General features: G+C 73.2%; 20 protein-coding genes, 1 tRNA gene and 3 pseudogenes. 16 read left to right on the forward strand and 8 right to left on the reverse strand.

The window, feature by feature from the left end:
* Positions 1–52: 52 nt before the first annotated feature.
* Positions 53–544: pseudogene (locus MF408_RS12675) on the forward strand (FAD-dependent oxidoreductase); the annotation flags it as partial.
* Positions 545–1,261: 717 nt separating this feature from the next.
* On the opposite strand, the pseudogene MF408_RS12680 reads toward MF408_RS12675, so the two are convergent.
* Positions 1,262–1,726, reverse strand: a pseudogene (locus MF408_RS12680) (PaaI family thioesterase); the annotation flags it as partial.
* A gap of 76 nt (positions 1,727–1,802) precedes the next feature.
* Between MF408_RS12680 and MF408_RS12685 the strand changes: the two are divergent.
* Positions 1,803–2,393, forward strand: a complete 591-nt coding sequence (locus MF408_RS12685; protein WP_240247998.1) for a TetR/AcrR family transcriptional regulator — start codon at positions 1,803–1,805, stop codon at positions 2,391–2,393.
* Between the two features lie 387 nt (positions 2,394–2,780).
* Here the strand turns inward: MF408_RS12685 and MF408_RS12690 are convergent, their stop codons facing one another.
* Positions 2,781–3,080 carry a hypothetical protein gene (locus tag MF408_RS12690; protein WP_240247999.1) on the reverse strand — a complete coding sequence of 100 codons (300 nt, stop codon included), beginning with the start codon at positions 3,078–3,080 and terminating at the stop codon, positions 2,781–2,783.
* A gap of 499 nt (positions 3,081–3,579) precedes the next feature.
* On the opposite strand from MF408_RS12690, the gene MF408_RS12695 reads away from it, so the two are divergent.
* The 6 genes and pseudogenes from MF408_RS12695 to MF408_RS12720 all read left to right on the forward strand — a co-directional run bounded on the left by MF408_RS12695 (position 3,580) and on the right by MF408_RS12720 (position 10,628).
* On the forward strand, positions 3,580–4,125 hold the full coding sequence (locus MF408_RS12695) for a pilus assembly protein TadG-related protein (protein ID WP_240248000.1): 546 nt from the start codon (positions 3,580–3,582) through the stop codon (positions 4,123–4,125).
* The gene (locus MF408_RS12700; RefSeq protein WP_240248001.1) at positions 4,038–4,526 is read left to right on the forward strand and encodes a hypothetical protein; all 489 of its coding nucleotides are present in this window, start codon (positions 4,038–4,040) and stop codon (positions 4,524–4,526) included. The genes MF408_RS12695 and MF408_RS12700 overlap by 88 nt, the downstream gene beginning before the upstream one ends.
* A complete protein-coding gene (locus MF408_RS12705; protein ID WP_240248002.1) occupies positions 4,415–5,167 on the forward strand; it encodes a hypothetical protein in 753 nt (250 codons plus the stop codon). The genes MF408_RS12700 and MF408_RS12705 overlap by 112 nt, the downstream gene beginning before the upstream one ends.
* A 131-nt stretch (positions 5,168–5,298) precedes the next feature.
* Complete coding sequence (locus MF408_RS12710) at positions 5,299–6,090, forward strand: excalibur calcium-binding domain-containing protein (protein WP_240248003.1); 792 nt, start codon at positions 5,299–5,301, stop codon at positions 6,088–6,090.
* A gap of 1,708 nt (positions 6,091–7,798) precedes the next feature.
* Positions 7,799–8,581 (forward strand): annotated as a pseudogene (locus MF408_RS25405) (family 78 glycoside hydrolase catalytic domain); the annotation flags it as partial.
* Positions 8,582–8,708: 127 nt separating this feature from the next.
* Positions 8,709–10,628 (forward strand): Ig-like domain repeat protein, encoded by a 1,920-nt coding sequence (locus MF408_RS12720; protein WP_240251908.1) that lies wholly within the window; start codon positions 8,709–8,711, stop codon positions 10,626–10,628.
* A 583-nt stretch (positions 10,629–11,211) separates the two neighbouring features.
* Here the strand turns inward: MF408_RS12720 and MF408_RS12725 are convergent.
* On the reverse strand, positions 11,212–11,958 hold the full coding sequence (locus tag MF408_RS12725; protein ID WP_240248004.1) for a hypothetical protein: 747 nt from the start codon (positions 11,956–11,958) through the stop codon (positions 11,212–11,214).
* 199 nt (positions 11,959–12,157) lie between these two features.
* Here MF408_RS12725 and MF408_RS12730 point away from each other — a divergent pair, with 199 nt between their 5' ends.
* A complete protein-coding gene (locus MF408_RS12730; protein ID WP_240248005.1) occupies positions 12,158–12,562 on the forward strand; it encodes a Fur family transcriptional regulator in 405 nt (134 codons plus the stop codon).
* 8 nt (positions 12,563–12,570) lie between these two features.
* On the opposite strand, the gene MF408_RS12735 is transcribed toward MF408_RS12730, so the two are convergent.
* Positions 12,571–12,643: transfer RNA gene (locus MF408_RS12735), tRNA-Lys, on the reverse strand.
* 355 nt (positions 12,644–12,998) lie between these two features.
* Here MF408_RS12735 and MF408_RS12740 point away from each other — a divergent pair.
* The 3 genes from MF408_RS12740 to MF408_RS12750 all read left to right on the forward strand — a co-directional run bounded on the left by MF408_RS12740 (position 12,999) and on the right by MF408_RS12750 (position 15,991).
* Positions 12,999–13,430 (forward strand): dihydrofolate reductase family protein, encoded by a 432-nt coding sequence (locus MF408_RS12740; RefSeq protein ID WP_240248006.1) that lies wholly within the window; start codon positions 12,999–13,001, stop codon positions 13,428–13,430.
* A gap of 198 nt (positions 13,431–13,628) precedes the next feature.
* The gene (locus MF408_RS12745; RefSeq protein WP_240248007.1) at positions 13,629–15,212 is read left to right on the forward strand and encodes a zinc ribbon domain-containing protein; all 1,584 of its coding nucleotides are present in this window, start codon (positions 13,629–13,631) and stop codon (positions 15,210–15,212) included.
* Between the two features lie 194 nt (positions 15,213–15,406).
* A complete protein-coding gene (locus MF408_RS12750; protein WP_240248008.1) occupies positions 15,407–15,991 on the forward strand; it encodes a hypothetical protein in 585 nt (194 codons plus the stop codon).
* Between the two features lie 92 nt (positions 15,992–16,083).
* On the opposite strand, the gene MF408_RS25410 is transcribed toward MF408_RS12750, so the two are convergent.
* Complete coding sequence (locus tag MF408_RS25410; protein ID WP_275693153.1) at positions 16,084–17,238, reverse strand: glycine-rich protein; 1,155 nt, start codon at positions 17,236–17,238, stop codon at positions 16,084–16,086.
* Between the two features lie 479 nt (positions 17,239–17,717).
* Complete coding sequence (locus MF408_RS12760) at positions 17,718–18,227, reverse strand: hypothetical protein (RefSeq protein ID WP_240248009.1); 510 nt, start codon at positions 18,225–18,227, stop codon at positions 17,718–17,720.
* Positions 18,228–18,377: 150 nt separating this feature from the next.
* Here MF408_RS12760 and MF408_RS12765 point away from each other — a divergent pair, with 150 nt between their 5' ends.
* Both MF408_RS12765 and MF408_RS25415 read left to right on the forward strand, forming a co-directional pair.
* Positions 18,378–18,626: a hypothetical protein gene (locus MF408_RS12765; RefSeq protein ID WP_240248010.1), complete on the forward strand. Its 249-nt coding sequence runs from the start codon at positions 18,378–18,380 to the stop codon at positions 18,624–18,626.
* A 134-nt stretch (positions 18,627–18,760) separates the two neighbouring features.
* Positions 18,761–18,883 (forward strand): hypothetical protein, encoded by a 123-nt coding sequence (locus tag MF408_RS25415; protein ID WP_275693154.1) that lies wholly within the window; start codon positions 18,761–18,763, stop codon positions 18,881–18,883.
* Here MF408_RS25415 and MF408_RS12770 read toward each other — a convergent pair.
* Positions 18,880–19,290: a hypothetical protein gene (locus tag MF408_RS12770; protein ID WP_240248011.1), complete on the reverse strand. Its 411-nt coding sequence runs from the start codon at positions 19,288–19,290 to the stop codon at positions 18,880–18,882. The two genes, MF408_RS25415 and MF408_RS12770, sit on opposite strands and share 4 nt — an antisense overlap.
* A 397-nt stretch (positions 19,291–19,687) precedes the next feature.
* Between MF408_RS12770 and MF408_RS12775 the strand changes: the two genes are divergently transcribed.
* Positions 19,688–20,248, forward strand: a complete 561-nt coding sequence (locus MF408_RS12775; RefSeq protein WP_240248012.1) for an Ig-like domain-containing protein — start codon at positions 19,688–19,690, stop codon at positions 20,246–20,248.
* Between the two features lie 24 nt (positions 20,249–20,272).
* Here MF408_RS12775 and MF408_RS12780 read toward each other — a convergent pair whose 3' ends face one another.
* The gene (locus MF408_RS12780; protein ID WP_240248013.1) at positions 20,273–20,887 is read right to left on the reverse strand and encodes a hypothetical protein; all 615 of its coding nucleotides are present in this window, start codon (positions 20,885–20,887) and stop codon (positions 20,273–20,275) included.
* Between the two features lie 194 nt (positions 20,888–21,081).
* Here MF408_RS12780 and MF408_RS12785 point away from each other — a divergent pair, with 194 nt between their 5' ends.
* Entirely contained in the window at positions 21,082–21,471 is a 390-nt protein-coding gene (locus tag MF408_RS12785; protein ID WP_240248014.1) for a hypothetical protein, read from the forward strand.
* Positions 21,472–21,477: the final 6 nt, after the last annotated feature.

The raw sequence follows: 21,477 nt of genomic DNA on the forward strand, positions 1-21,477 counted from the left end.
GAGCATCGACGACGCCCTCGAGCTGCGCGGCCGGATCTTCGGCGCCTTCGAGATGGCCGAGCTCGGCGCCGCCCGCGGCGAGAACGTCGACCACCTGCTCACCTTCGTCGTCGTGGGAGCCGGGCCGACCGGCGTGGAGATGGCCGGCCAGATCGCCGAGCTCGCCCACCGCACCCTCACCCGCGACTTCCGCGCGATCAGCACCCGGCACGCCCGGGTGATCCTGGTGGACGCGGCCCCGCAGGTGCTGCCGCCGTTCGGGCAGCGGCTCGGCACGTGGACGAACAAGGAGCTCGAGAAGCTCGGCGTCGAGGTGATGCTCGGCGCGATGGTGACCGACGTCGACGAGCGCGGCCTGGTCGTGAAGTACAAGGAGGGGCGCGAGGAGCGGATCGCCGCGGTCACCAAGGTGTGGGCCGCGGGCGTGCAGGCCAGCCCGCTCGGCAAGACGCTCTCGGAGCAGACCGGCGCGCCGCTCGACCGTGCGGGCCGGATCGCCGTCAACCCCGATCTCACGCTGCCCGGCCACCCCGAGGTGTTCGTCGTCGGCGACATGATCGCGCTCGACAACCTCCCCGGCGTGGCCCAGGTCGCGATCCAAGGGGCGAAGTACGCCGCGAAGGAGATCGACAACCGGCTCCGGGGCAAGCCGGCCCAACAGCCGTTCAAGTACTTCGACAAGGGCTCGATGGCGATCATCAGCCGGTTCCGGGCGGTCGCGCTGATCGGCAAGGTCCGGCTCACCGGGTTCATCGCCTGGCTGATGTGGCTGGGGCTGCACCTCTTCTACATCACCGGCTTCAAGAACCGGGGTCACCGCCGTCCTGCACTGGCTGGTGTCGTTCATCGGCCGTGGCCGGTCCGAGCGCACGTCGACCGAGCAGCAGATCTTCGCCCGGGTGGCGCTGCAACGCCTGCAGCGCGGCGCCACCGACCTGGTCTCCGAACCGGGGGAGTACGACACCGACGCCGAACGCCGCCGCCGCGAGGAGCTCGAGCGGCAGGCCGCCGAGGAGGTCCGGCTCACCGACGAGGGCGAGCGCGGCGTCAGGACGGCGACCGGGTCGGTCTGACCTCGTCCTCCCGGGCGGCGAGGCGCTCGCGCGCCCAGCGGGGGAGCACGAACACGCCCTCGGCCTCCGCCGTCACCGACCCCTCGGCGTCCAGCACCCGACCTTCGCCCCCACGTCTTGACCCCCTCGCGCCGCGCGACCCGGGCCTCGCACCGCAGGTCGCCCAGCGGCGTGCCGCGGCGGTAGACGACGGTCAGGGTGCCGGTCATCCCGGGGAGGCCGCTGGTGCTCACCGCGTGCCCGAGCACCTGGTCGAGCACCAGCGCGACCACGCCGCCGTGGACGAGTCCGGGCGGGCCCTCGTACGCCGCGCCGAGCCGGAAGTCGCTCCACGCCCGGCCTTCGCCGTCGCTCACCACCTCGAGCGGGGGTGCCACGGGGTTGCGCAACCCGGTCACGGCGTTGCCCCAGGTACGCCCGTGGCGGGCGCCGGGCCGCACGCGGACGCCGTACGCGCCGGGGCTCTGGCGGCGGCGCAGCCGTGCGACGACCGCCTCGACCTCGGCCTGCGCCGCGCGCACCTCGTCGGCGGGCACCTCGGTGCGGATCGTGACGTCGACGAGCTCCCGGACCGCGGCGGTGAACGGGCCGTAGAGCGCCGCCTCCGCCTCGATCTCCTCCTCGGACGCGTCGTCGACCTCGAACCGGCTCATGCGGCTAGGTTAGAACAGGTTCTAGTCGTCGGGTCGCCAAGGGACCGGGCGTGGACCGACCGCGTAGCCTGCCCCGATGGGCGCCTCCCGACTCCGCCGTGAGGAGCGCCGCCGCCAGCTGCTCGACGTGGCGGAGGCGCTGTTCGTCGAGCGCGGCCTCGACGCAGTGTCGCTGGAGGACGTCGCGCGCGCCGCAGGCGTGACCAGGCCGGTCGTCTACGAGCACTTCGAGAACAAGGCGGCCCTCTTCGTCGCGTGCGTCAACCGCGCGCGGGAGCACTGGCGCACGCTGATGGCCGAGGCGGTGGCGGCCGAGGAGACCGCCGAGGGCAAGCTCCGCGCCGGGATCGCGGTGTTCCTCCAGGTCGTCGAGGAGGACCCTGGCCGGTGGCGGCTGGCGGCCAACGCCCTCGCCTTCCTCGGCGGCGACTTCGCGGCCGAGCTGGAGGAGTCGCGGCGGCACCTCATCGGGCTGGTCGCCGGCCTGGTGGCGGAGGTCGCCCCCGGCGGGACGCCGCTGGCGACCCGGTTCGCTGCCAACGCCATCGTCGGCATCGGCGAGCGCGTCGGGCTCTGGTGGCTCGAGGAGCCGGGCCTCGACCGCGAGGAACTCGTCGAGTGCTTCGTCGGCCTGGTCTGGAACGGCCTCGGGCCGCTCACCCGTTGAATCCGGCCTCGTGGTGTGTTGAATCGGGCCTCGTGGTGGGTTGAATCGGGCCTGGTGGTGTGTTGAATCGGGCCTCGTGGTCGGTTGATTAGGCCCTCGTGGTGTGTTGAATCCGGCCTCGTGGTCGGTTGATTCGTACGTCGTGGCGCGCCTGTCGACACCGAGGATCGGCCCGCCCGCCCCGCCCCTGGGAGCTCGTCGTCGGCGGCGGGGACGCGCGGACCGCCACGAGGCCGGATTCGACGGGCCATGAGGCCGGATTCGACGGGCCACGACACCCGACTCGACGCGCCACGAGGCCCGATTCGACGCGCCACGACACCCGATTCGACACGCCACAAGGCCCGATTCGACACACCACGAGGCCCGATTCGACCCCTCTGAGGGTCAGGCGGTGCGGCCGCCGAGGAGGCCGCCGAGCAGGCCGTCGAGGAGGTCGGTGAGCAGGTCGAGCAGGCCGGTGACGACGCCCGGCTGGTCGCCGGTGCTCAGCAGCGTGTCGAGGAGGCCGTCGACGAGACCGACCAGCGGCTCCAGCGGGGTGCCGTCGAGGTCGGCGCCGGCGAGCTCGTCGAGCAGGCCGGCGAGGACGCCGGGGTCCTCGGCGGTCACGGCGCGGTAGGCCACGTCCAGCACCGTCACCAGGGCGGCCGGCTTCTCGGCGCGGACCTGGTTGCGGATCTTCACCGCGCGCTTGAGGCGCCGGATGTCGGGGGAGCACGTCGCGCTTGCGGTCGACCCGGGCGATGCCCTGGTTGGCCGCGGTCCTGATGCCGGCGGCGAGCTCGGGCGGCAGCGAGCCGAGACGGGCGTCCTTGCGGATCATGCGGTAGCGGCGGATCTTGGTGGCGGCGATCCGCCTGACCTGCTTCTTGGCCTTGCGGAGCTTGACCTTCGCGCGGACGCGGGGCTTGGCGGCCCGGTCGGCGGTCGGGGCGGCGGCGGTCGCCACCGTCGAGCTCGGCGCGGCTGCGCCGGCCGGGGCGGGGGCGAGCTGGGCGCCGGCGGCGAGCACCGCGGTCGTGCAGAGCGCCGCGGCTGCCCGGGCGAGGACGTGCGTCATCGGATGGAGTTCCTCCCTGTCGTGCGGACGACCCTCCGTCGCCCGCGTTTCAACATCCGATAACCTACAACCTGTAAAGTTATGTTCGCGTGCCGGGGCGCGAGACGACCAGGAGGCAGTGCCGTGCGACCGCGCCGCGACGACCGAGGGGCCGTCGCCGTGCTCGTGGCGCTGCTGATGCCGCTGGTGCTGGTCGCGGGGGCGTTCGCCGTCGACCTCGGGCTGCAGCGGGTGGCGCGCAGCGACATGCAGACGCTCGCCGACGTCGTCGCGCTCGACCTGGCGCGTGAGCTCGACGGCCGCACGGCCGACCAGCTCCGCCCCGCGGTGCCGGGCCTGCTCGCCGCGAGCCTGGCCCGCAACGACGACAACGTCGGCGGTACGCCGCGGCTCGAGGCCGACCTCGGCCGGCTCCAGCCCGACGGAGGGTTCCAGGAGGTCGGCGGTGCGGAGGTGCCCACGGCCGTGCGGGTGCGGGCCGACACGTCGGTCGACTTCGCCTTCGCCGGCATCACCGGCACCTCCGGGGGCGGGGCGGCCCGCTCCGCGATCGCGGAGGCGACCGGCGGGGCGTGCTCCAGGTGGGCTCGTTCGCGGCCGACCTCGACACCGACGACTCCCCGCTCCTCGGCCCGCTGCTCCGGATCCTGGGCAGCCGCGTCCAGCTGACGGTCGCCGACTACCGGGCCCTCGCGGCCGTCGACGTCGACCTGCTCTGGCTGCTGGATGTCGACCTCGCCGCGGGGACCCTGCACGAGCTCGTCGACGGCTCCCAGCTGGTCGGGCTCGCCGACTTCTACCTCGCCATCGCCGAGGTGCTCGCCCGCGAGAGCGGCGCCACCGCCCAGGTCCGGCTGCTCCAGGCGCTCGCCGTCGGCGTCGGCTCGGTCCGGATCCCGCTCGGGAGATCCTCGACCTCGGCACCGGCGGCGCCGCCGGGCTCGACGCCTCCCTCAACGTGCTCGACCTCGTCACCGCGGCCGCCGCGGCCGCCACCGGGCAGCACGCGGTCGACGTACCCGGGATCGGCATCGACCTCGGGCCGCTCGCCCAGCTCTCCGCCTCGCTGAGCGTCATCGAGCCGCCGACCATCGCCTGCGGCCGCGCCAACGACGCCGCGGCGGTCGCCACCAGCTCGGCCGTCGCGCTCGACGTCGGGGCCAAGGTTCTCGACCTCGACCTCGGCGAGGGGCTGCGCACCAAGGTCGAGCTCGCCGCCGCCGTGCGCCTCGCGAGCGCCGAGGGGCGGCTGACCGACGTGCGGTGCGACCCCGCCGGGATCACGGTCGACGTCAGCGACGGCCTGCTCACCGTCGACCTGTCGCTGGAGGTCGAGGTGACGCTGCTCGGCGCCCCGGTCGTCCGCGGTCCGATCCGGGTCACCGGCACCCGTGCCTCCTCCGGCCGCGCCGTCATCGACATCCGCGACGACGCCGACTACGACCGTCCGGTGCGGGTCGGCCAGGGGTCGAGCGGGCTGCCCGAGCTCGACGTCCGCACCAACGCGCTGAAGGTGCTGGGGCTGCCGGTCGGCTGGCTGCTCGAGGCGATCCTGCGGCCGTTGCTGCGGCTGGTGGTCAACCCGGTGGTGCGCGCGTTGGACCGGGCGGTGCTCACGCCCGTCCTCGGCCTGCTCGGTCTCGAGGTCAGCGGCGCCGACGTGTACGCCGTCCGGGAGCCGCGGTGCGCCGTCCCCGCGCTGCGCGGTTGACCTCGGACCGCTGCGGGTCCGCCGGCTGTGCGGCAGGATGCGGACCGTGCTGATCCGGATGCTCGCCGCCGCGACCCTCCTGCTCCCCGTCGGGCCGGCACTCGCGGCGGCGCCGGTCGAGGGAGCCGGCGGTGCCGGCCGCGGCGCCGGTCATGGTGCCGGTCGTGGTGGCGAGCGGCGCCGCGGAGGCCGAGCGCCGGGCGGGACCGGTCCGCGTGCGGCTCCGGGCCGCCGTCCGGGCGCTGCGGGTCGCCGCCGAGACCCGCGCCGGCTACGACCGCGACGCGTTCCCGCACTGGATCGACGCCGACGGCGACTGCCGCGACACCCGCGACGAGGTGCTCCACGACGAGTCGCGGACCGCCACCTCCGGGTGCGACATCCGCACCGGCCGGTGGCGGTCGCCTTATGACGGGAAGGTCGTGACCAGGTCGGCGGAGCTCGACATCGACCACGTGGTCGCGCTCGCCGAGGCCTGGGACTCCGGCGCCCGGCGGTGGGACCTCGACACCCGGCGCCGCTTCGCCAACGACCTGGGCGACCACCGGTCGCTGGTCGCCGTCACGGCGGCGACGAACCGGTCGAAGTCCGACCGCGACCCGGCCGAGTGGATGCCGCCACGGGGCCGGTGCGCGTTCGTGCGGCACTGGGTCGCCGTGAAGACCCGGTGGTCGCTCACGGTCGACCGGGCCGAGCGGACAGCGCTGCGGCGGCACGCCAGGACCTGCCCGAACCGTCGGCTCGTCGTCCGCCGGGCGCGGGTCGGGCGCACCGGCCCGGTCGCCCCGCAGCCGGGCACCGACCCACGGTTCGGCTCCTGCGCGGAGGCGCGGGCCGCCGGCTACGGGCCGTACGTGGAGGGGCGCGACCCGGAGTACCACTGGTACCGCGACGGCGACGGCGACGGGGTCGTCTGCGAGTAAGGGACCTGTCCGGATCCGGCCACGCTCGGGTGCGGACAGCGAGACGGGGGCTGTGTAACGTCCGTCACTGAATCGATTCACGCATGCTTGCACTCGAAAGGCCTCCGGTGACTGCTCCCTCCTCGCTCCGTCGTCCGCGTGCTCCGCGCCGGGCGGGCGTCCTCGTCGCGGTGGGCCTGACCCTCGCGGTGTCCGCAGCCGGCACACCGGCGGTGGCGGTGCCCGACCGAGCCGCCGGTCCGCTGGCGCACGAGGCCGCTCCCGCCGCGGTCGAGGTCGGCGACCTCCGCGTCGAGAACACGGTGACGCCGCTCGGCACCGACGTCGCGCGACCCCGGCTCTCCTGGGTGACCCGAGGCACCGCGCACGACCTCGTCCAGAGCGGCTACCGCGTGGTGGTGGCGACCACGGCCGACCGCGCGGCGGCGGGCGAGGGCGACGTCTGGGACAGCGGGGTCGTCGAGTCGCCGGCCTCGGCCGAGGTGCCCTACGACGGTCCCGAGCTCGAGCCCGCGACCCGCTACCACTGGGCGGTGCAGGTCCTCCTCGGCCCGGCAGGAGAGGCCTGGAGCGAGCCGTCGTGGTTCGAGACCGGCCTCGCCGAGGACGACTGGGCGCAGTCGGAGTGGCTGGCCGAGCAGAAGGACGCCGACCAGGAGGCCCTCGACCTCACCGGCGCCCGCTGGGTCTGGCACGAGGAGAGCGTCGCGCCGCCCACCGCCCCGGCCGGCCGGCGCTGGTTCCGCACCGTCCTCGACCCGGGGGACCGGTCGGACGGCCGTCGCCGCCGAGATCCTCATCACCGCCGACGACGGCTACCGCGTGCTCGTCAACGGCGAGGAGGTCGGCGCCAGCGCCGACCAGCCGAACACCTGGATGCGCGCCCAGCACTACGAGGTCCCGCTGACCGGGGAGCAGGACGTCCTCGCCGTCGAGGCCCGCAACTCGTGGGACCCCGCCGGCGAGGGCGTTCCCTCGCCCGCGGGCGTCCTCGCCAAGGTCCGCATCCACCACGCCGACGGCACCTACGTCGACCGCAGCACCGGTGCCGACACGGGTTGGGTCACCTCCGCCGACCCGGCGGACGGGTGGGAGCAGCCGGACTTCGACGACAGCGCCTGGGGAGCGGCCGTCTCGTTCGCGGCCTACGGCTCGGGTCCGTGGGGCAACGGGGTGACCCTCCCGCCGACGACCGACCACCAGGCGTCGCTCGCGGAGGCGTCGTGGATCTGGTACCCCGACGGCAGCGCCCCCGTCGCGCCCGCCGGGACCCGCTACCTGCGCAAGCGGTTCGTGGTCGACCCCGACCGCGGGCTCCGCAGTGCCGAGCTCGTGATGACCGCCGACGACCGGTTCACCGCCTGGGTCAACGGCGCTCTCGTCGGTCGCTCGGGCAGCGGCGCGGAGGCCTGGCGGCAGGCCGAGATCCTGCCGCTGGACAACGTGGTGCCCGGCGAGAACGTGGTCGCCGTCGAGGCCGCCAACAGCAGGTTCGCCAGCGGGGCCGACTCGCCCGCCGGCGTGCTCGGCTACGTCCGGGTCACCTACGACGACGGCGCGGTGGAGCTGGTCCCCCACCGACGCCAGCTGGCGCAGCAGCCGCGACGCCGAGGACGGGTGGCAGGCCGCGTCGTACGACGACGCCGCGTGGACCCCGGTGGCCGTGCACGCGCCGTACGGGCAGGGCGACTGGGGCGAGAACGTCGTCGTGGTCGAGCGGTCCGCCGCCCCTGTCCTGCGGCACGAGTTCGAGCTCGACGGCACGGTCGCCGCCGCGCGCCTCTACGTGGCCGGCGCCGGCCTGGTCGACGCCCGGCTCAACGGGGAGCAGGTGTCCGACGAGGTGCTGTCGGTGAGCAACACCGACTACACGCGGACCGTCCACTACGCCACGCACGACGTCACCGACCTGGTCGCGAGCGACAACGCGCTGCGGCTCGAGCTCGGCCGCGGCTTCTACGCGATGCCGACGGCGAACTCCTGGGGCTGGGAGAAGGCCCCGTGGACCCAGGACGGGCCGGCGGTGCGTGCGCTGCTCCGGGTGACCTACGCCGACGGCCGGGTCGAGACGATCGGCACCGACGCCGACCAGTGGCGGGTGACCGAGGGCGCGACGACGTACGACTCCCTCTACGAGGGCGACTTCTACGACGCCCGGCGGGAGCCGGCGGGCGCCGACCGGCCGGGCTACGACGACAGCACGTGGCAGCGACCGGCCGTCGTCGACGGGCCCAGCGGGCGGCTGCGTGCCCGCGTCCAGCCGCCGATCCGCGTCGTCGACACGCTGGCGCCCACGGAGATCACGGCGCCGGAGCCGGGCGTCTTCGTGGCGACGTTCCCCCGCCAGGTGGCCGGCTGGGCGCGGATCCACGTCACCGGCGAGGCCGGCCAGGAGGTGCAGCTGCGGTACGGCGAGCGGTTGCTCGACAACGGCCGGGCCAGTGTCTCGACCGGTTTCACCGGCGGCGACTTCCAGACCGACCGCTACACGCTCGCCGGCCGCGAGGGCGGGGGAGACCTGGGAGCCGAAGTTCTCCTACAAGGGCTTCCGGTTCGTGGAGATCACCGGCTGGCCCGACGCGGAGGGTCCCGGCGTCGACGACGTGGAGGCGCGGTTGGTGCACACCGACGTGGCGCGGACGTCGACGTTCGCCAGCTCCGAGCCGCTGTTCGACGACATCCACGAGGCGGTCGTCGACACGGTGCTCAACAACTTCCACCACATCCCGACCGACACCCCGATGTACGAGAAGAACGGGTGGACCGGGGACGCCCAGCTGGGTGCGGAGATGTTCCTCCGCAACCTCGACAGCCACAGCTTCCTGACCAAGTGGCTGCAGGACGTCAGCGACTCGCGGCTCGCCGACGGGCGGCCCGCGCTGATCGCGCCGGACCCCGACTGGCGCTGGGGCGATGCCGTGCAGTCGCCCACCTGGCACGCGGCTTACGTGCTGATCCCGTGGTGGCTCTACGAGGACACCGGTGACCGACGGGTGCTCGAGGAGCACTATGACGGGATCCTCGACTACCTCCGCCTCGAGCACAGCACCTCGACCGGGCATATCTCCACCACCGGTCTCGGCGACTACATGTCCCCCGACCAGGTCGGGAACCCGCCGGAGGACATGCGGGTCTCGGCGACGGCGTACGTCTACGAGATGACGCAGGTGGCGGCGCGGATGGCCGAGCTGCTCGACCGGCCCGGCGACGCCGAGGAGATGCGCGCCGAGGCCCGGCAGATCAAGGACGCCTTCAACGCCGCCTACTACGACGCCGACGGCGGCGTCTACCGCGACGCCCAGGCCGGCTACCGGCAGACCCACAACGTGCTCGCGCTCGCGTTCGGTCTGGTGCCCGACGGCGACGAGCAGCGGGTGGCCGACAACCTCGCTCGCGACATCCGCGAGGAGCGGGACGGGCACCTGTGGACCGGGGTCCTCGGCACGAAGTACCTGCTGCCGGTCCTGACGGAGCACGGGCACGGCGACCTGGCGTTCACGGTCGCCACCCAGACCGACTACCCGGGCTGGGGCCGCTGGTTCGAGTCCGCGGAGGGCTCGACGTCGATGTGGGAGGCGTGGGACGACTACCGCTCGCGCAACCACTACTTCCTTGGGACGATCGACGACTGGTTCTACGAGGACCTGGTCGGCATCGAGCCGACCGCGCCTGGCTACCGGGAGATCTCGATCGCTCCGCAGGTCGTGGGGGACCTCGAGTCCGCCTCCGGGTCCGTGACGACGCCGTTGGGCGAGGTCGCCGCGTCGTGGGCGCTCGCCGGCGGCGAGCTGTCCCTCGACGTCGAGGTCCCGGTCGGGGCCACTGCCGTGGTCTCGGTCCCTGTCGCCGACGGCCAGGTCGTCGCGGCACCCGAGGGCGCCGAGCCGGTCGGCACCGAGGACGGCCGGGCGCTGTTCGAGGTCGGCTCCGGCAGCTGGGCGTTCACGGCCGGCGAGCCGGACAGCGAGCGGGTGCCGTCGGCGACCGCGGTCCGGGCGCCGGCGTCGGTGGCCAAGGGCGCCGACGCCACCGTGCGGGTCGCCGTCACCGCCGACGGCGCCGACCCGACCGGCCGCGTCGTGCTCCGGGCGGCCGGGACCCGGCTCGGAGCGGCCGACCTGTCCGACGGGTCCGCACGGATCGTCGTCCCGACGCGGCGGCTGAGCGTCGGGACGCACCGCCTCACCGCGGCGTACGCCGGCGACGCGGCCGTCCTCCCGAGCACCGGGAACGCGACCCTCCGGGTCCGCAAGGCGCCGTCGACGACGGAGGTGCGCGGACCGCGGACGGTGCGCCAGCGCCAACCGCTGCGGCTGCGGGTGCGCGTGCGCGCCGACGGCGTCGTGCCGACGGGCACGGTCGTGGTCCGCGCCGACGGCCGCCGGATCGGGAGGGCGTCGTTGCGCAAGGGGACCGTCGTCGTGCGCGCCAGTGCGCGACGGCTGCCGGTCGGACCGGTGCGGGTGCGGGTGCGCTACACGGGCTCCGCGGACGTCCGTCCGAGCGTCGACGTGGTGCGGGTGCGGGTGCGGCGCTGACGAGACCGAGTTGGTGACGAGCGGTCGTGGCTGGTGGGATCGGGCCATGACCTCCCTCGTCGCCCCCGACGTCCGCTGGTCCGGCAGCTGGGCGGAGACCGTCGCGGACTTCGGCAGCAACGAGCAGATGCACGGGTCGGGCGCCTGGCTCCTGGACCGCGAGCTCGAGCCGACCCGCGCCGACTGCGCCACGTTCGTCGCGCTGCTCGAGCGGGCCGCGCCGGGCGACCCCGACGGGGGGCAAGGTCCCGTCGGACTACCTGTGGATCACCGCCGGCGACGGCGGCACCGACGACGAGGTGATCGGGTTCCTGAACCTCCGCCACGAGCTCGACGACTGGCTGCTCGACCAGGGTGGCCACGTCGGCTACTCCGTGCGCCCCGCCCACCGGCGGCGCGGCCACGCGACGCGGGCGCTGGCCCTCGCCGTACGCCGGGCGGCCGCGAGGGGGGATCGAGCGGGTGCTGGTCACCTGCGACACCGACAACCTGCCGTCGGCCCGCACGATCGAGGCGTGCGGCGGCGTCCTGGAGGACGTCCGCGGGGTCAAGCGGCGCTACTGGATCACGACGGGCTGACGGCCTACCCGGCCACCGCGTCGGGCCGCAGGTCGGGCCGGACCCGGTGCAGCACCGCGGTGAACGCCTGCGGGTCGACCAGGCTCCGGTCGAGCACGAGCAGCGGCTGCTCGGGCCGCTCGATCAGCACCCGCCAGCCGCGACGGCCCGGCGTGCCCTCGACGAGGATCGGTGTGAACGGGCTGGCGAGGTCGATGATCTCGAACCTGCCGGCGCGGATCACCTCCAGCTGCCCGCGGATCACCGCGAGCTCCGTCACCGGTGTGCTCGCGCGCACCGCCCACACGACCAGCGTCAGCACGCCCGCGAGGACGGCGAGGCCCAGGGCCAGCGTGGTGCGGTCGCGGTAGGCGACGTACGCCGCGCCGGCGGTCGCCGCGACCCCCACCAGGAACACCGCCGTCACCGTGCGGTGCATCCACCGGCGCGGCTCGAACACCATGTTGGTCGACCGGCTGGTCGCCTCCTGCCGCTCCGCGTGCGCGACGGCCGCGGCGGCGCCGTACGACGGCGTCGGGCGGGGGGTCGGCGGCGCGGGTGGGGTCGGCGGGGTGCGCCGCTCGGCATCGGTGCCCGGGTCCGGCGCCGCCTCCGCGGGCTCCTCGGGCCGCGCCGGCTCGGGGGTCACGAGCGCCTCGAGGACGTCGCGCCCGGCAGCGCGGGCGTCGGGCACCGCGAGGGCGCGGGGGTCGACCGTGCCGGGCGGGTCCATCCGGTGCTTGCCGCCACGGGCGGGGGTCGCCGAGCTCACCGGCGTACGTCGCCCGCTTGACCAGCCAGCGGCGGATCGCGTCGGTGTCCGGACCGAAGTCCAGCTCTCCCGCACCGGGCATGACGAGGCCTCCCTTCCTCCCGACCCTCGCAATGTACGTCGGAACCGGAGTGCTCGTGGCCGGTTCGACCACCCGCAGCGGTAGATTTGAGTCTCACTCTCAACTGGAGGAGGCGCGATGACCGAGCGGTCGACGGCGCTCCGGCCGACGCGGCAGCGGCGGGCGATCAACGACGCGCTCGCGCAGGCCACCGACTTCCAGAGCGCCCAGGACATCCACGACGCCCTCCGGCACGCGGGGGAGAAGGTCGGGCTCGCCACCGTCTACCGCACGCTGCAGGCGATGGCGGAGTCCGGCGAGGTCGACGTGCTCCAGGGCCCGGGCGGCGAGGCGTCGTACCGGCGCTGCAGCACCGAGCACCACCACCACCTCGTCTGCCGCTCCTGCGGCCGCACCGTCGAGGTCACCGGCCCCGCCGTCGAGCGCTGGGCCGACGCCGTCGCCCGCGAGCACGGCTTCGCCGAGGTCAGCCACAGCATCGAGCTCTTCGGCCTCTGCGCGGAGTGCCGCGCCGCCGGGTGACCGGTCGGTAGGCCGCGTGGGACTCGAACCCACAACCTAAGGATTAAAAGTCCTCAGCTCTGCCAATTGAGCTAGCGGCCCGGGGCGTCGGGAATGAGGTCGGGAATCACATCGGGAATACACCGGTGTGGTTCGACCTCGATCGGCGCGCCGGTGCCAGTCTCTCAGGTCCGAAGATCGGAGCTGTAGCCGCCAGCGCGGGTCGAGGCAAGGCGCGGAGCGATGAGTCCCGGTACGTGCATCAGTCGCAACCATCGTCCGCGACATCGAAAGCGAGGGAGCTGCCGGATGAGTGTCACGTATACCTGGGACGTCTTCTCCACCCTCGACGGATATGGGGGGCTATGCCGAAGGCGCGAACTGGGGCGGTTACTGGAGCAAGCAGGGTCCAGAGCTGCTGGCACACCGCGCCTCACTGTTCGAACCTGAGCCGAGGATGATCTTCGGGGCCAACTTCTTCCGCGAGAACGCCGCGATCATGGGTGCGCTCGAGGACCCGAACGCGCTCGATGAGTGGAACCTACGCACGCTGCGTGCCCCGGCAACGGTCATCTCGTCCTCTCTGGAGAGCACCCTGGGGTGGCCTGACGCCACCATCGAGCGCGGCGATGCCGTCGAGGTGGTGCGGCGACTGAAGGAGACATCCGACCGCCCCCTGCGATCGCAGGCCAGCCTGGCGCTGAACTGGTCGCTCATGGCCGCAGGGCTCGTCGACCGTCTGCAGGTGACTGTCTTCCCTGTGATCTCGGCCAAGTCCGGCGCCTTTCCCATCTTCCGCGGAGCCGGCGACTTCCACCTCGAGCTGCTGGAGACCCGGATCCTGGACGGAAGCACACAAGAACTGGTGTATCGACCGACGCCACGTTGATGTCCAGCCGGCTCCTCCGCCGCGAAGCGTCCCTGCTCAGCTGAGGCCTCGCCCCGCTTGCCGGTGCCAGTCTCTGAGGTGCGCACCGCAGGCAGGGAGGCCGCCGGGTTGAAGGGGCGGATCGACAGGCGAACGGGCTCCCCAGGGCCGCGCGCGGCCGCTAGCCTTCGCGCGGACCAGCCGACAGGGGGAATGGCGATGGCGAACTTCTGCAGCAGCTGCGGCGCGCCGGCACCAGGTGCGTTCTGCACCGAGTGCGGCACCGCGACCGGCAACCCGGTGACCGACCCGGCGACGAGGCACGAGCCTGAGCCGGCACCCGGTGCGCCGGCGCCGAGCACGGCGGTCCCGCCGCCGCCTCCCGGACCGAAGCCGACAGCGCCGCCGCCGGCGTACGCCCCGCCGCCGGCGTACGCGCCGGTCGCAGCAGCAGGTACGGCGGCGAGCGCCGGCAGTCCGTTCGCCGGGCTGGACTGGCGCGACGTCCTGATCGACGTCGTCGCGTTCACCGCACTGATGTGCACGTTCGCGCTGCCCTGGGACCTGCACGCGGTCCAGGGCATCCACGAGGCCAACGACCAGTGGTGGGTGGTGCTGGCGGTGGTGGTCGCGGTCGTCGCGCTGGTGATCCCCTACCTGGGTGGCGTGGTCCCGCAGCTGAACCCGGGCCTGTGCTTCCTGCTGCGGCTCGCGTGCGCGGTGCCGATGTTCGCCGCGATCGGCTTCGTCCTGATCATGGAGCTGGTCCACCTGACCGACGCGCGTGAGGGCGGCATCGGCACCGGTGTCGCCATGGCGTTGTTCGGGACGCTGTTGGCGATCTCGCCGCGGCGCTACGACGCCGGCATCGCCCCGCGCGCCTGGGTGCGGGTGCAGTTCGTGGTCCTGCTCGCCGGTGTCGTGCTGGTCGTCGGCAGCGCCGTCACCGGCGTCGTCCGGCTGTTCGTCGGCGAGCAGGCCGACGTGTTCGGCGACCCGCCCGTCGACGTGGTGCTGGCCGGGCTCATCGTCGCGACGGTGCAGCTGGTGACCATCGTGCTCCCGCCGGTCCTGGCGGTGATGTCGGCGGCGTTCCAGCGCGTCCTGGTCGCGGTCGCTGCCTGTTACCTCTTCGTCGCCCTGTTCGGCCGGGTCGAGCCGACGCCCTTCGGAGGGGTGCCCGACGTCGGGCCGTTCGTGGTCGTCGACATCGAGAAGATCACGCTCCCGGGTTTCCTGTGGAGCCTCTACGTCCCGCAACCCGCGGGCTACTTCCTGATCGCCGCTGCCGCCGCGCTCGTGCTCGGCACCTGGCGAGCCCGGTCGGCCGGCACGTCGAGTGCGGAGCGGGCGGCTGCGGCGATCAGCACGGCGCGGCTGGCCGCCGTCCTGGTTGCCGTGCTGTCGGCGTTCGTCCTGCTGTGCTCGGTGGCCGTGCTGGTGATCATGCAGCTCGGCGACGGCGTGGACCTGACCGGCACGATGGTCGCGTTCCTGGTGCTGCTGGGTGTCGTGGCGGTGCTCGCTGTGCTGGTGGCGGTGCTGGTCAAGCCGGCCTCGCGGGTGCCGGCGCTGGTGCTGTGCGGGATCTGGCTGGTCGTCGGGATCGCGACGGTGGCCACCGTCTCGAGCAGCGACTTCGCGCCGGGCGCTCGGCTGCTGATCGCGGCCGCCGGCCCGGTCGAGACCTTCCTGCTGCTCGGCGCACCGCTCCTGATCGCCGGCCTGCTGGCACTGTCGCCCGCGGTGCGGCAGGAGTACGGCGACGTCGCCACGCTGCCGGTGGCGCAACCGGCTGGGTGAGGGCGCGGCCGATTCGCGATCCGATGCTCGCGGGTCCCGCGAGAGGGGGTCTGATCGTCGTTCCGCGGACCGACGTGACGGGCAATCCCTCCACTTGTCCGGCATTGCTTTGCCCGACATGTTGAGGTTTCCCCGGTCGGCCGGGGAAACCTCACGAGGTGCAACCCCCGATCCCACAGGGCAGAGTTCTCCGCATGAAGCGCGCTCTGCCCCTGGCCGCGACCGTCCTGCTCCTGTCCGCGTGCGGGTCGGAGACCAGCGCCGCCGACGAGCCGGAAGGCGGCGACGAGCCGGTGACGCCGCAGGCGCTCGCCTTCGTCGCAGCGGAGCACGCGGGGGAGCCCGACAAGGCCTTCCCGAGCAGTGACCTCGAGGCCGAGGGCGCCGTTGGTGTCGAGCTGCTGTATGGGACGACCGGTGAGTACGACGGCGACATGCTCGCCGTCGCCGTGGGCCCCCAGGACGGCCCCGTCGACTGCACCTCGCAGGACGACGAGTTCCTGGACGGCTGCGAGGAGACCGACGACGGCCTGCTCATGTGGGAGGACGAGACGTTCGAGTCCGACCCCGGGGTCGTCTACGTCGCCGTCGGGAAGGGGGATGCGACGGTGCTCGTCTACTACGCCGGCCCGACCATCACCGAGGGCGAGGACCCGCGCGACCTCGACCTGCCGATCTCCGTCGACGACCTGTTCGCGATCGCCAACGACCCGCGCGTCGACTCCACCACGTCGCAGGAGGCGATCGACGGAGGCGCCGATCTCCTCACCGGTGGGTGAGGGTGATCCCGTCGATGCGCACGAGCTTCCCGCTGAGGGTGCGGACCTTGATCGTGCTCCTCTTCGCGACCTTCGGCAAGGCGACGACGACCTTATTCCTCGCCTTCCCGGCCAGGGAGAGCCGCTTGACGACCTTGCCGTTGTAGCGGACCTCGACCCGGCCGTGGTTGCGTCCCCTTGGACACGACCAGCGCGGCCCGGCCGGCGGGCGCGTCCTTGATGGTGAGCGTCCGGCCCTTCTTGCGGGTGGTGATCGCGCTCCTGCCGTAGTACGTCGCGCCGCCGACCCGCGTCCAGCCGGGGCTCGCGTAGAACGAGCGGTCGTCGAGGGGCAGGGTGGTGCACTGCTGGGCGGTCCACGCGGAGGTGTTGCCGGCACGGTCGCGGACGCGGACCTGGTAGCAGTGCTGCTGGCCCTTCGCGAGCCTCGTCGTCACCGACGTGGTCGTGGTCGCGCTCTGGGTGGCCCAGGCGCCGAAGCCGGTGTGCCAGGTGGCGGTGCGGTGGCGGACGTCGTAGCTGTCGACACCGGACTCGGTGTCGGCGCCCGTCCACCGGATCCGCGCCGGTGAGGCGAACCGGACGGCAGGGCCGGCGTTTAGCGTGACGGTCGGGAGGATGCCGTCACGGAGCGGATCGGTGTAGGTGAACACCACCCGCGGGTTGCCGTCGCCGTCGGTGCGCTCGACGGACGGCTCGAACGCCGAGTGGCTGGTGCCGCCGCCGCCACCTCCGCCGCCGCCGACCCACGACCAGCCGCCGCCACCGCCGCCGCCGCCGGGGTAGCCGCCGCCACCCCCGCCACCGCCGCCGGCGCCGTTCGGGTATCCACCCACGCCGCCCTGGCCGTCGGTGCCGTCGGTGCCGTCGGTGCTGGTGTCGTCCAGCAACGCGGGGTCGCCCCCGCGGGTCCCGCCGGTGCCGTCGGACCGGCCCCCGCGCGCCGGGAACTCGGAGTCCGGGTCGTCGTCGGCCCCGTCGTGGTCGGCGTTCCCGCCGGCCCCCTGGCAGGCGTGGGTGATGATGCACGCGCCGGCCCCGCCTCCGCCGCCGGCCGCGACGACGACCCGCTCGGTGAGCGCTGCGTCGGCGTAGATGACCGTGGCGCCGCCACCACCACCGGCGTTGGAACCTCCGTTCCCGCCGCCGTTGGCGCCGCCGTCGCCGACCCCCCTGACGGCCGGGTCGTTGTTCCCGGGCTCGCCGTTGCCGCCGACGCGGAACGCCAGGGTCTGCTCCGGACGCACCGCTCCGGTCGGGGGACACGGCGACCGTCTGCGTCAGGTGTGCACCGCGGCCACCCGGTGAGCCGACGTAGGACCCGGCGATGCCCCAGCCGTCCCCGCCGTCACCGCCGACGGCCTCGATGGTCAGCGCCGTGATGTGCGCCGGGACCGTGAACTCGCCCTCGCCGGTATAGGTGCAGGTCACCCGAGCCCCGACCGCGACGCAGCCTTCCGGCAACGGGTCGGGCTCCGGTGCCGAGACCGACGGCGGTGAGGCGACCGCGACCAGTGCGGTGGCGGGCAGGAATCCGAGCAGGGCGAGACGGGCAGTGCGGCGCATACGGCACTCCGGGTGGGAGGGAGCAGGGGAGAGTCCCGCCAAACCTGGCACAGCCGACGGTCACCACGCACGCCTTTCCGCGAAGACGTGTGTCCGCGACCGTCCCGCGGCACCGCCCGGCGTACGCCGTCCGCGATGTCGCCGGACCGGCCGGCCGCCGTCAGCCCTTCCGGATCGTGACGAACCTCGTCCAGTCGCCGTGGAGGCCGTCCCAGAAGCCGGAGACCGCCTTGAACCGGCTGACCCGACCGCCGGGTCGCATGCAGTCCTGCGGCACGGCGAAGCGGATCCGGTCGCGGGCCAGGTCCCACCGCACGCGGAGGCCGTCGCACCGGATCGGGGTGCCGCCGAACTCGTCGTCGGTGCTGAGCTGGACCTGCGCCACCTCCCGGCCGTCCGCCGCGCGCATGGCGAACACGATGAACGCCCGGTCGTCCGCGGGTCGGGGGTCGACGAACATCCGGAAGTTGGCCCGCCGGTCGGGTCGCAGGTCGCGGAACCTCGCGGTCATCCGCAGCGTCTCGGCGCCGTTGTCGATCCTGACGTTGAGGATGTCCTGCTGGGCGGGCACGCGGTCACGCCCGTCGCGGAGCACGCCGTCCTCGGCGTGGGCCGCCGTGGTGAGGGTGCCGAGCAGGACGGCGAGCAGGAGCGCGAGCGTGGTCCTCATCTGCTGATCGTAGGCCCCGGAGGGCGCCCGGAAGTCCTCGATCGGTATCCGAATCGTGCACGGAGCCCGTTGCCGCTGCGGGTGGCCCTTCTTAGCATCCCGGGACACGCGGGGGACACCGCGACGGGACAGTGGGGACACGAGGGGGCGATGAGCATGCCGGTGATGACGCGTGCGCTCGGCGTGGTGGTGCTGGTGCTGGCGGTGTCGATGATGACGGCCGTACCGTCGTCGTACGCAGGCACCTTCCGGACGACCGCCAAGTGGCGGAGCTGTGACACCGCCAAGTCTGCGATCAGCGTTCGCGCGACTTTCGCCGACCCGGCCCGTTACCACGGCAGCGGCCGCTACATGGTGAAGAAAATGGATCAAGTGGGAGTACCTCAAGGCCCGCGGTGAGTGGCGGTCGGCCGACCGCTACTTCGCCGAGACCGCCTGGATCCAGGTGACCGACAGCAGTTGGGACTTCGTCTCCACCGCCGCCGACCGGACCGGCTGGGGGGAACCTCTACTACAGCCGCTGGCGGGCGCACGTGACGATCAAGCTCCTGAAGAACCGACCCGGGCCGAAGGACAAGACGGTCGACACGATCGAGATCTGGCCGGCCAACGGCTCCTTCCGCGAGGTCGGCAGCCACTGCGGCTACGACTTCTAGGGCCGGCGATGACCAGCCTCGAGCGGCTCGCGGGAGCCGCCTCGGCCGTCGGGATCGTCGTCGCGCTGCTGACGACTCCCCAGCTCCCGGCGTACGCCGGGCCCGGCCCCTCCAGCGACGGCCCGCTGCTGACCGAGACCGGTCGGCTGGTGACGGCGGACGGCGCGGCGACGAGCCTGTTCTTCGCGTACCAGGGCAGCGCGATGGAGTTCTCCCCTGACGGCACCATGGTCGCCGGCGCGGTGGAGCACCGGTCGACGGTGACGGTTTGGCGCAACGACGGCACCGTGCAGGAGCTCGTCACCCTCCCCGGTGAGGTCGAGGATGTCGCCTGGTCCGGGGACCAGACGCGCCTGGCGGTCCTGACCTCCGAGTGGGACGGCAGCGACCACCGGCAACGGATCCACCGGGTCGTGGTAGCCACCGGCGCGGCGACCCTCCTGGTGCAGGACACCGCTGCCTTCGAGATCGCCCTGGTCAGCACCTTGTCGTGGAACCCCGTGACCGACCGGATCGCGTTCATCGCGTCCGAGGTGGAGGACGGGGGATGGAGCTACTCCGCCCACAGCCACCAGGTCTACACGGTCGCGGCCGCCGGAGGGGGCCGCCACGCGGTTCAACGCGCATCTCCCCGAGGAGTGCCAGCTCACCTGCCTGAACTACGCGTACTCGGACCCGGCCTGGTCACCGGACGGGTCCGTCCTGGCGGTCCTCGTCGACAAGGACGAGGACGAGCTCGACGAGCAGGTCTCCACCCACGAGCAGCTCCTGGGCACGATCGGCGCGGGCGACCTCCACCCGACCGTGATCAAGCGGACGTCGGTGTACGTCAACGTGCCGAGCTACAGCCACCTCGGGTCCGGGCCGGTCGACTGGTCGAGCGACGGCACCGAGATCCTCTACGGCCAGCGACAGGTGCAGTACGGCGACACCACCCCGACGTTGGTCTCGGCGGCGACCGGAGCCGTCCTCGGCACCTGGTCGTACGCCGGTTCCTACCGCGACCGGCAGCCGTGCCCCACCGGCACCTGCGCAGTTTGGGGCGACGAGGTCCCGCGGGCGACGGCGGTCCTCAGGGGCCGGCTCCCCGCTCCGGTGTGGGGCAAGAACGAGCGTCCCGCCGTGGTCGGCACCCTCGCCGTCACGCCGAACCAGCGAGCGACCGGGCCGATCCGGCTGTTCGTGGACGGCAAGCAGGTGCGCTCGGCCGTCCTCACCGCCGCGATGAACAACCGCTTCTCGTTCAAGCTGCCCAAGCTCGGCCCTGGTCGGCACACCGTGCAGCTGCGGTACGGCGGGTCGACCAAGGTCAAGCCGGCCGCCTCCGGCGCCGGCCGGGTGAGGGTGATGGACTACCTTGGCTGAGGAGCGCCCGGCGCCGATGGCCGACTACCCCTGGTCCGGCGCGTCCAGCCAGGGCTCGCGGAGGTCGAGGTACGAAGGCTCGCCGGCCGAGAGCGACGCGAGCTCGTCGATCATCTTCGCCAGCTCCGGCGGCGGCTCCTTCTGCTCGTTCACCCGGGCCTCGGCCTCGGAGGTGAAGTAGAGGGCCATCGTCCAGAGGCCGTCGTCGTGTCCGGCCCAGACGCTGCCGAGGATGTCGGGGCGGAACCTCGCCCAGTCCTCGGGGGTCTCGGCCATCAGCTCGCGGGTGCGCTCCATGTCGGTCGTGCGGCCCTGCATCACCTGGACGAACGTCGCCTGCGACGGGTCGCCGGGCGTGTCCACCTCGACCTCGGTGCAGTTGTGGAACACCGGCTCGTCGGTGAACTGCGCTGCCATCTCCTCCCACCACGCCGTCTGCCGCGGCTGGTCACTGTTCTTCCGGGCCGCCTCCTCCGATTCGAAGCGGGCGAGCACGACCAGCTCGCCCTCGTCGGTCACCCCGGCGGTGCTGCCGAGCCAGCCGACCGCGCCGGGTGCCAGCTCGGCCACCCACCGGTCCATCAGCGCCCGCACCTTGCCGGCGTCCGACACGTGCCCCTGGATCACCTGGACGAACATCTCCCACCTCCGCTCGTCCCCCCCGACGGCACTCGACGTTACGCGCGCCGGGGGCTCCCGGCGCCGCCTGTCGCGCCGATCGGTACCGGAGCAGACAACCGCCGGTAAGAGGTCTCTCACCGCGGTCTCAGAGGTGCCTCACCCTCGCCGCCGATCCTTGAAGCGTCAACCACCGAAGGAGAAGGAGCAGCAACATGCAGAACGTACGACGCGCCGTCGCCGCCATCGCCGGAGGTGCGCTGGTCGCCGCGCCGATGACGGTGCTCTCGGCCTCGCCCGCCAACGCCGACGGCAAGGAGCGGGAGTTCCGGGTCGCCGGGGCCGAGGTCGACTTCAAGGTCGAGAAGGACGACGGCCGGTTCGAGGTCGAGGTCGACATCGACGACGCCCGCCCGGGCAGCAAGTACCGGATCGTGCTGCGCCACGACGGCAAGCGGTTCTTCAACGGCGTGCGCAAGGCCGACCGCGACGGCGACATCGAGATCGAGCGCAACCGCAAGAACACCAAGGGCAAGGACGTCTTCAAGGTGGTCGTGAAGAAGGTCGGCGGCCCGAAGAAGTCCCGCGTCATCCGGATGCGCTGACGCTCC

This window comes from Nocardioides sp. TF02-7 (genome assembly GCF_022437945.1).
Lineage (GTDB): Bacteria > Actinomycetota > Actinomycetes > Propionibacteriales > Nocardioidaceae > Nocardioides.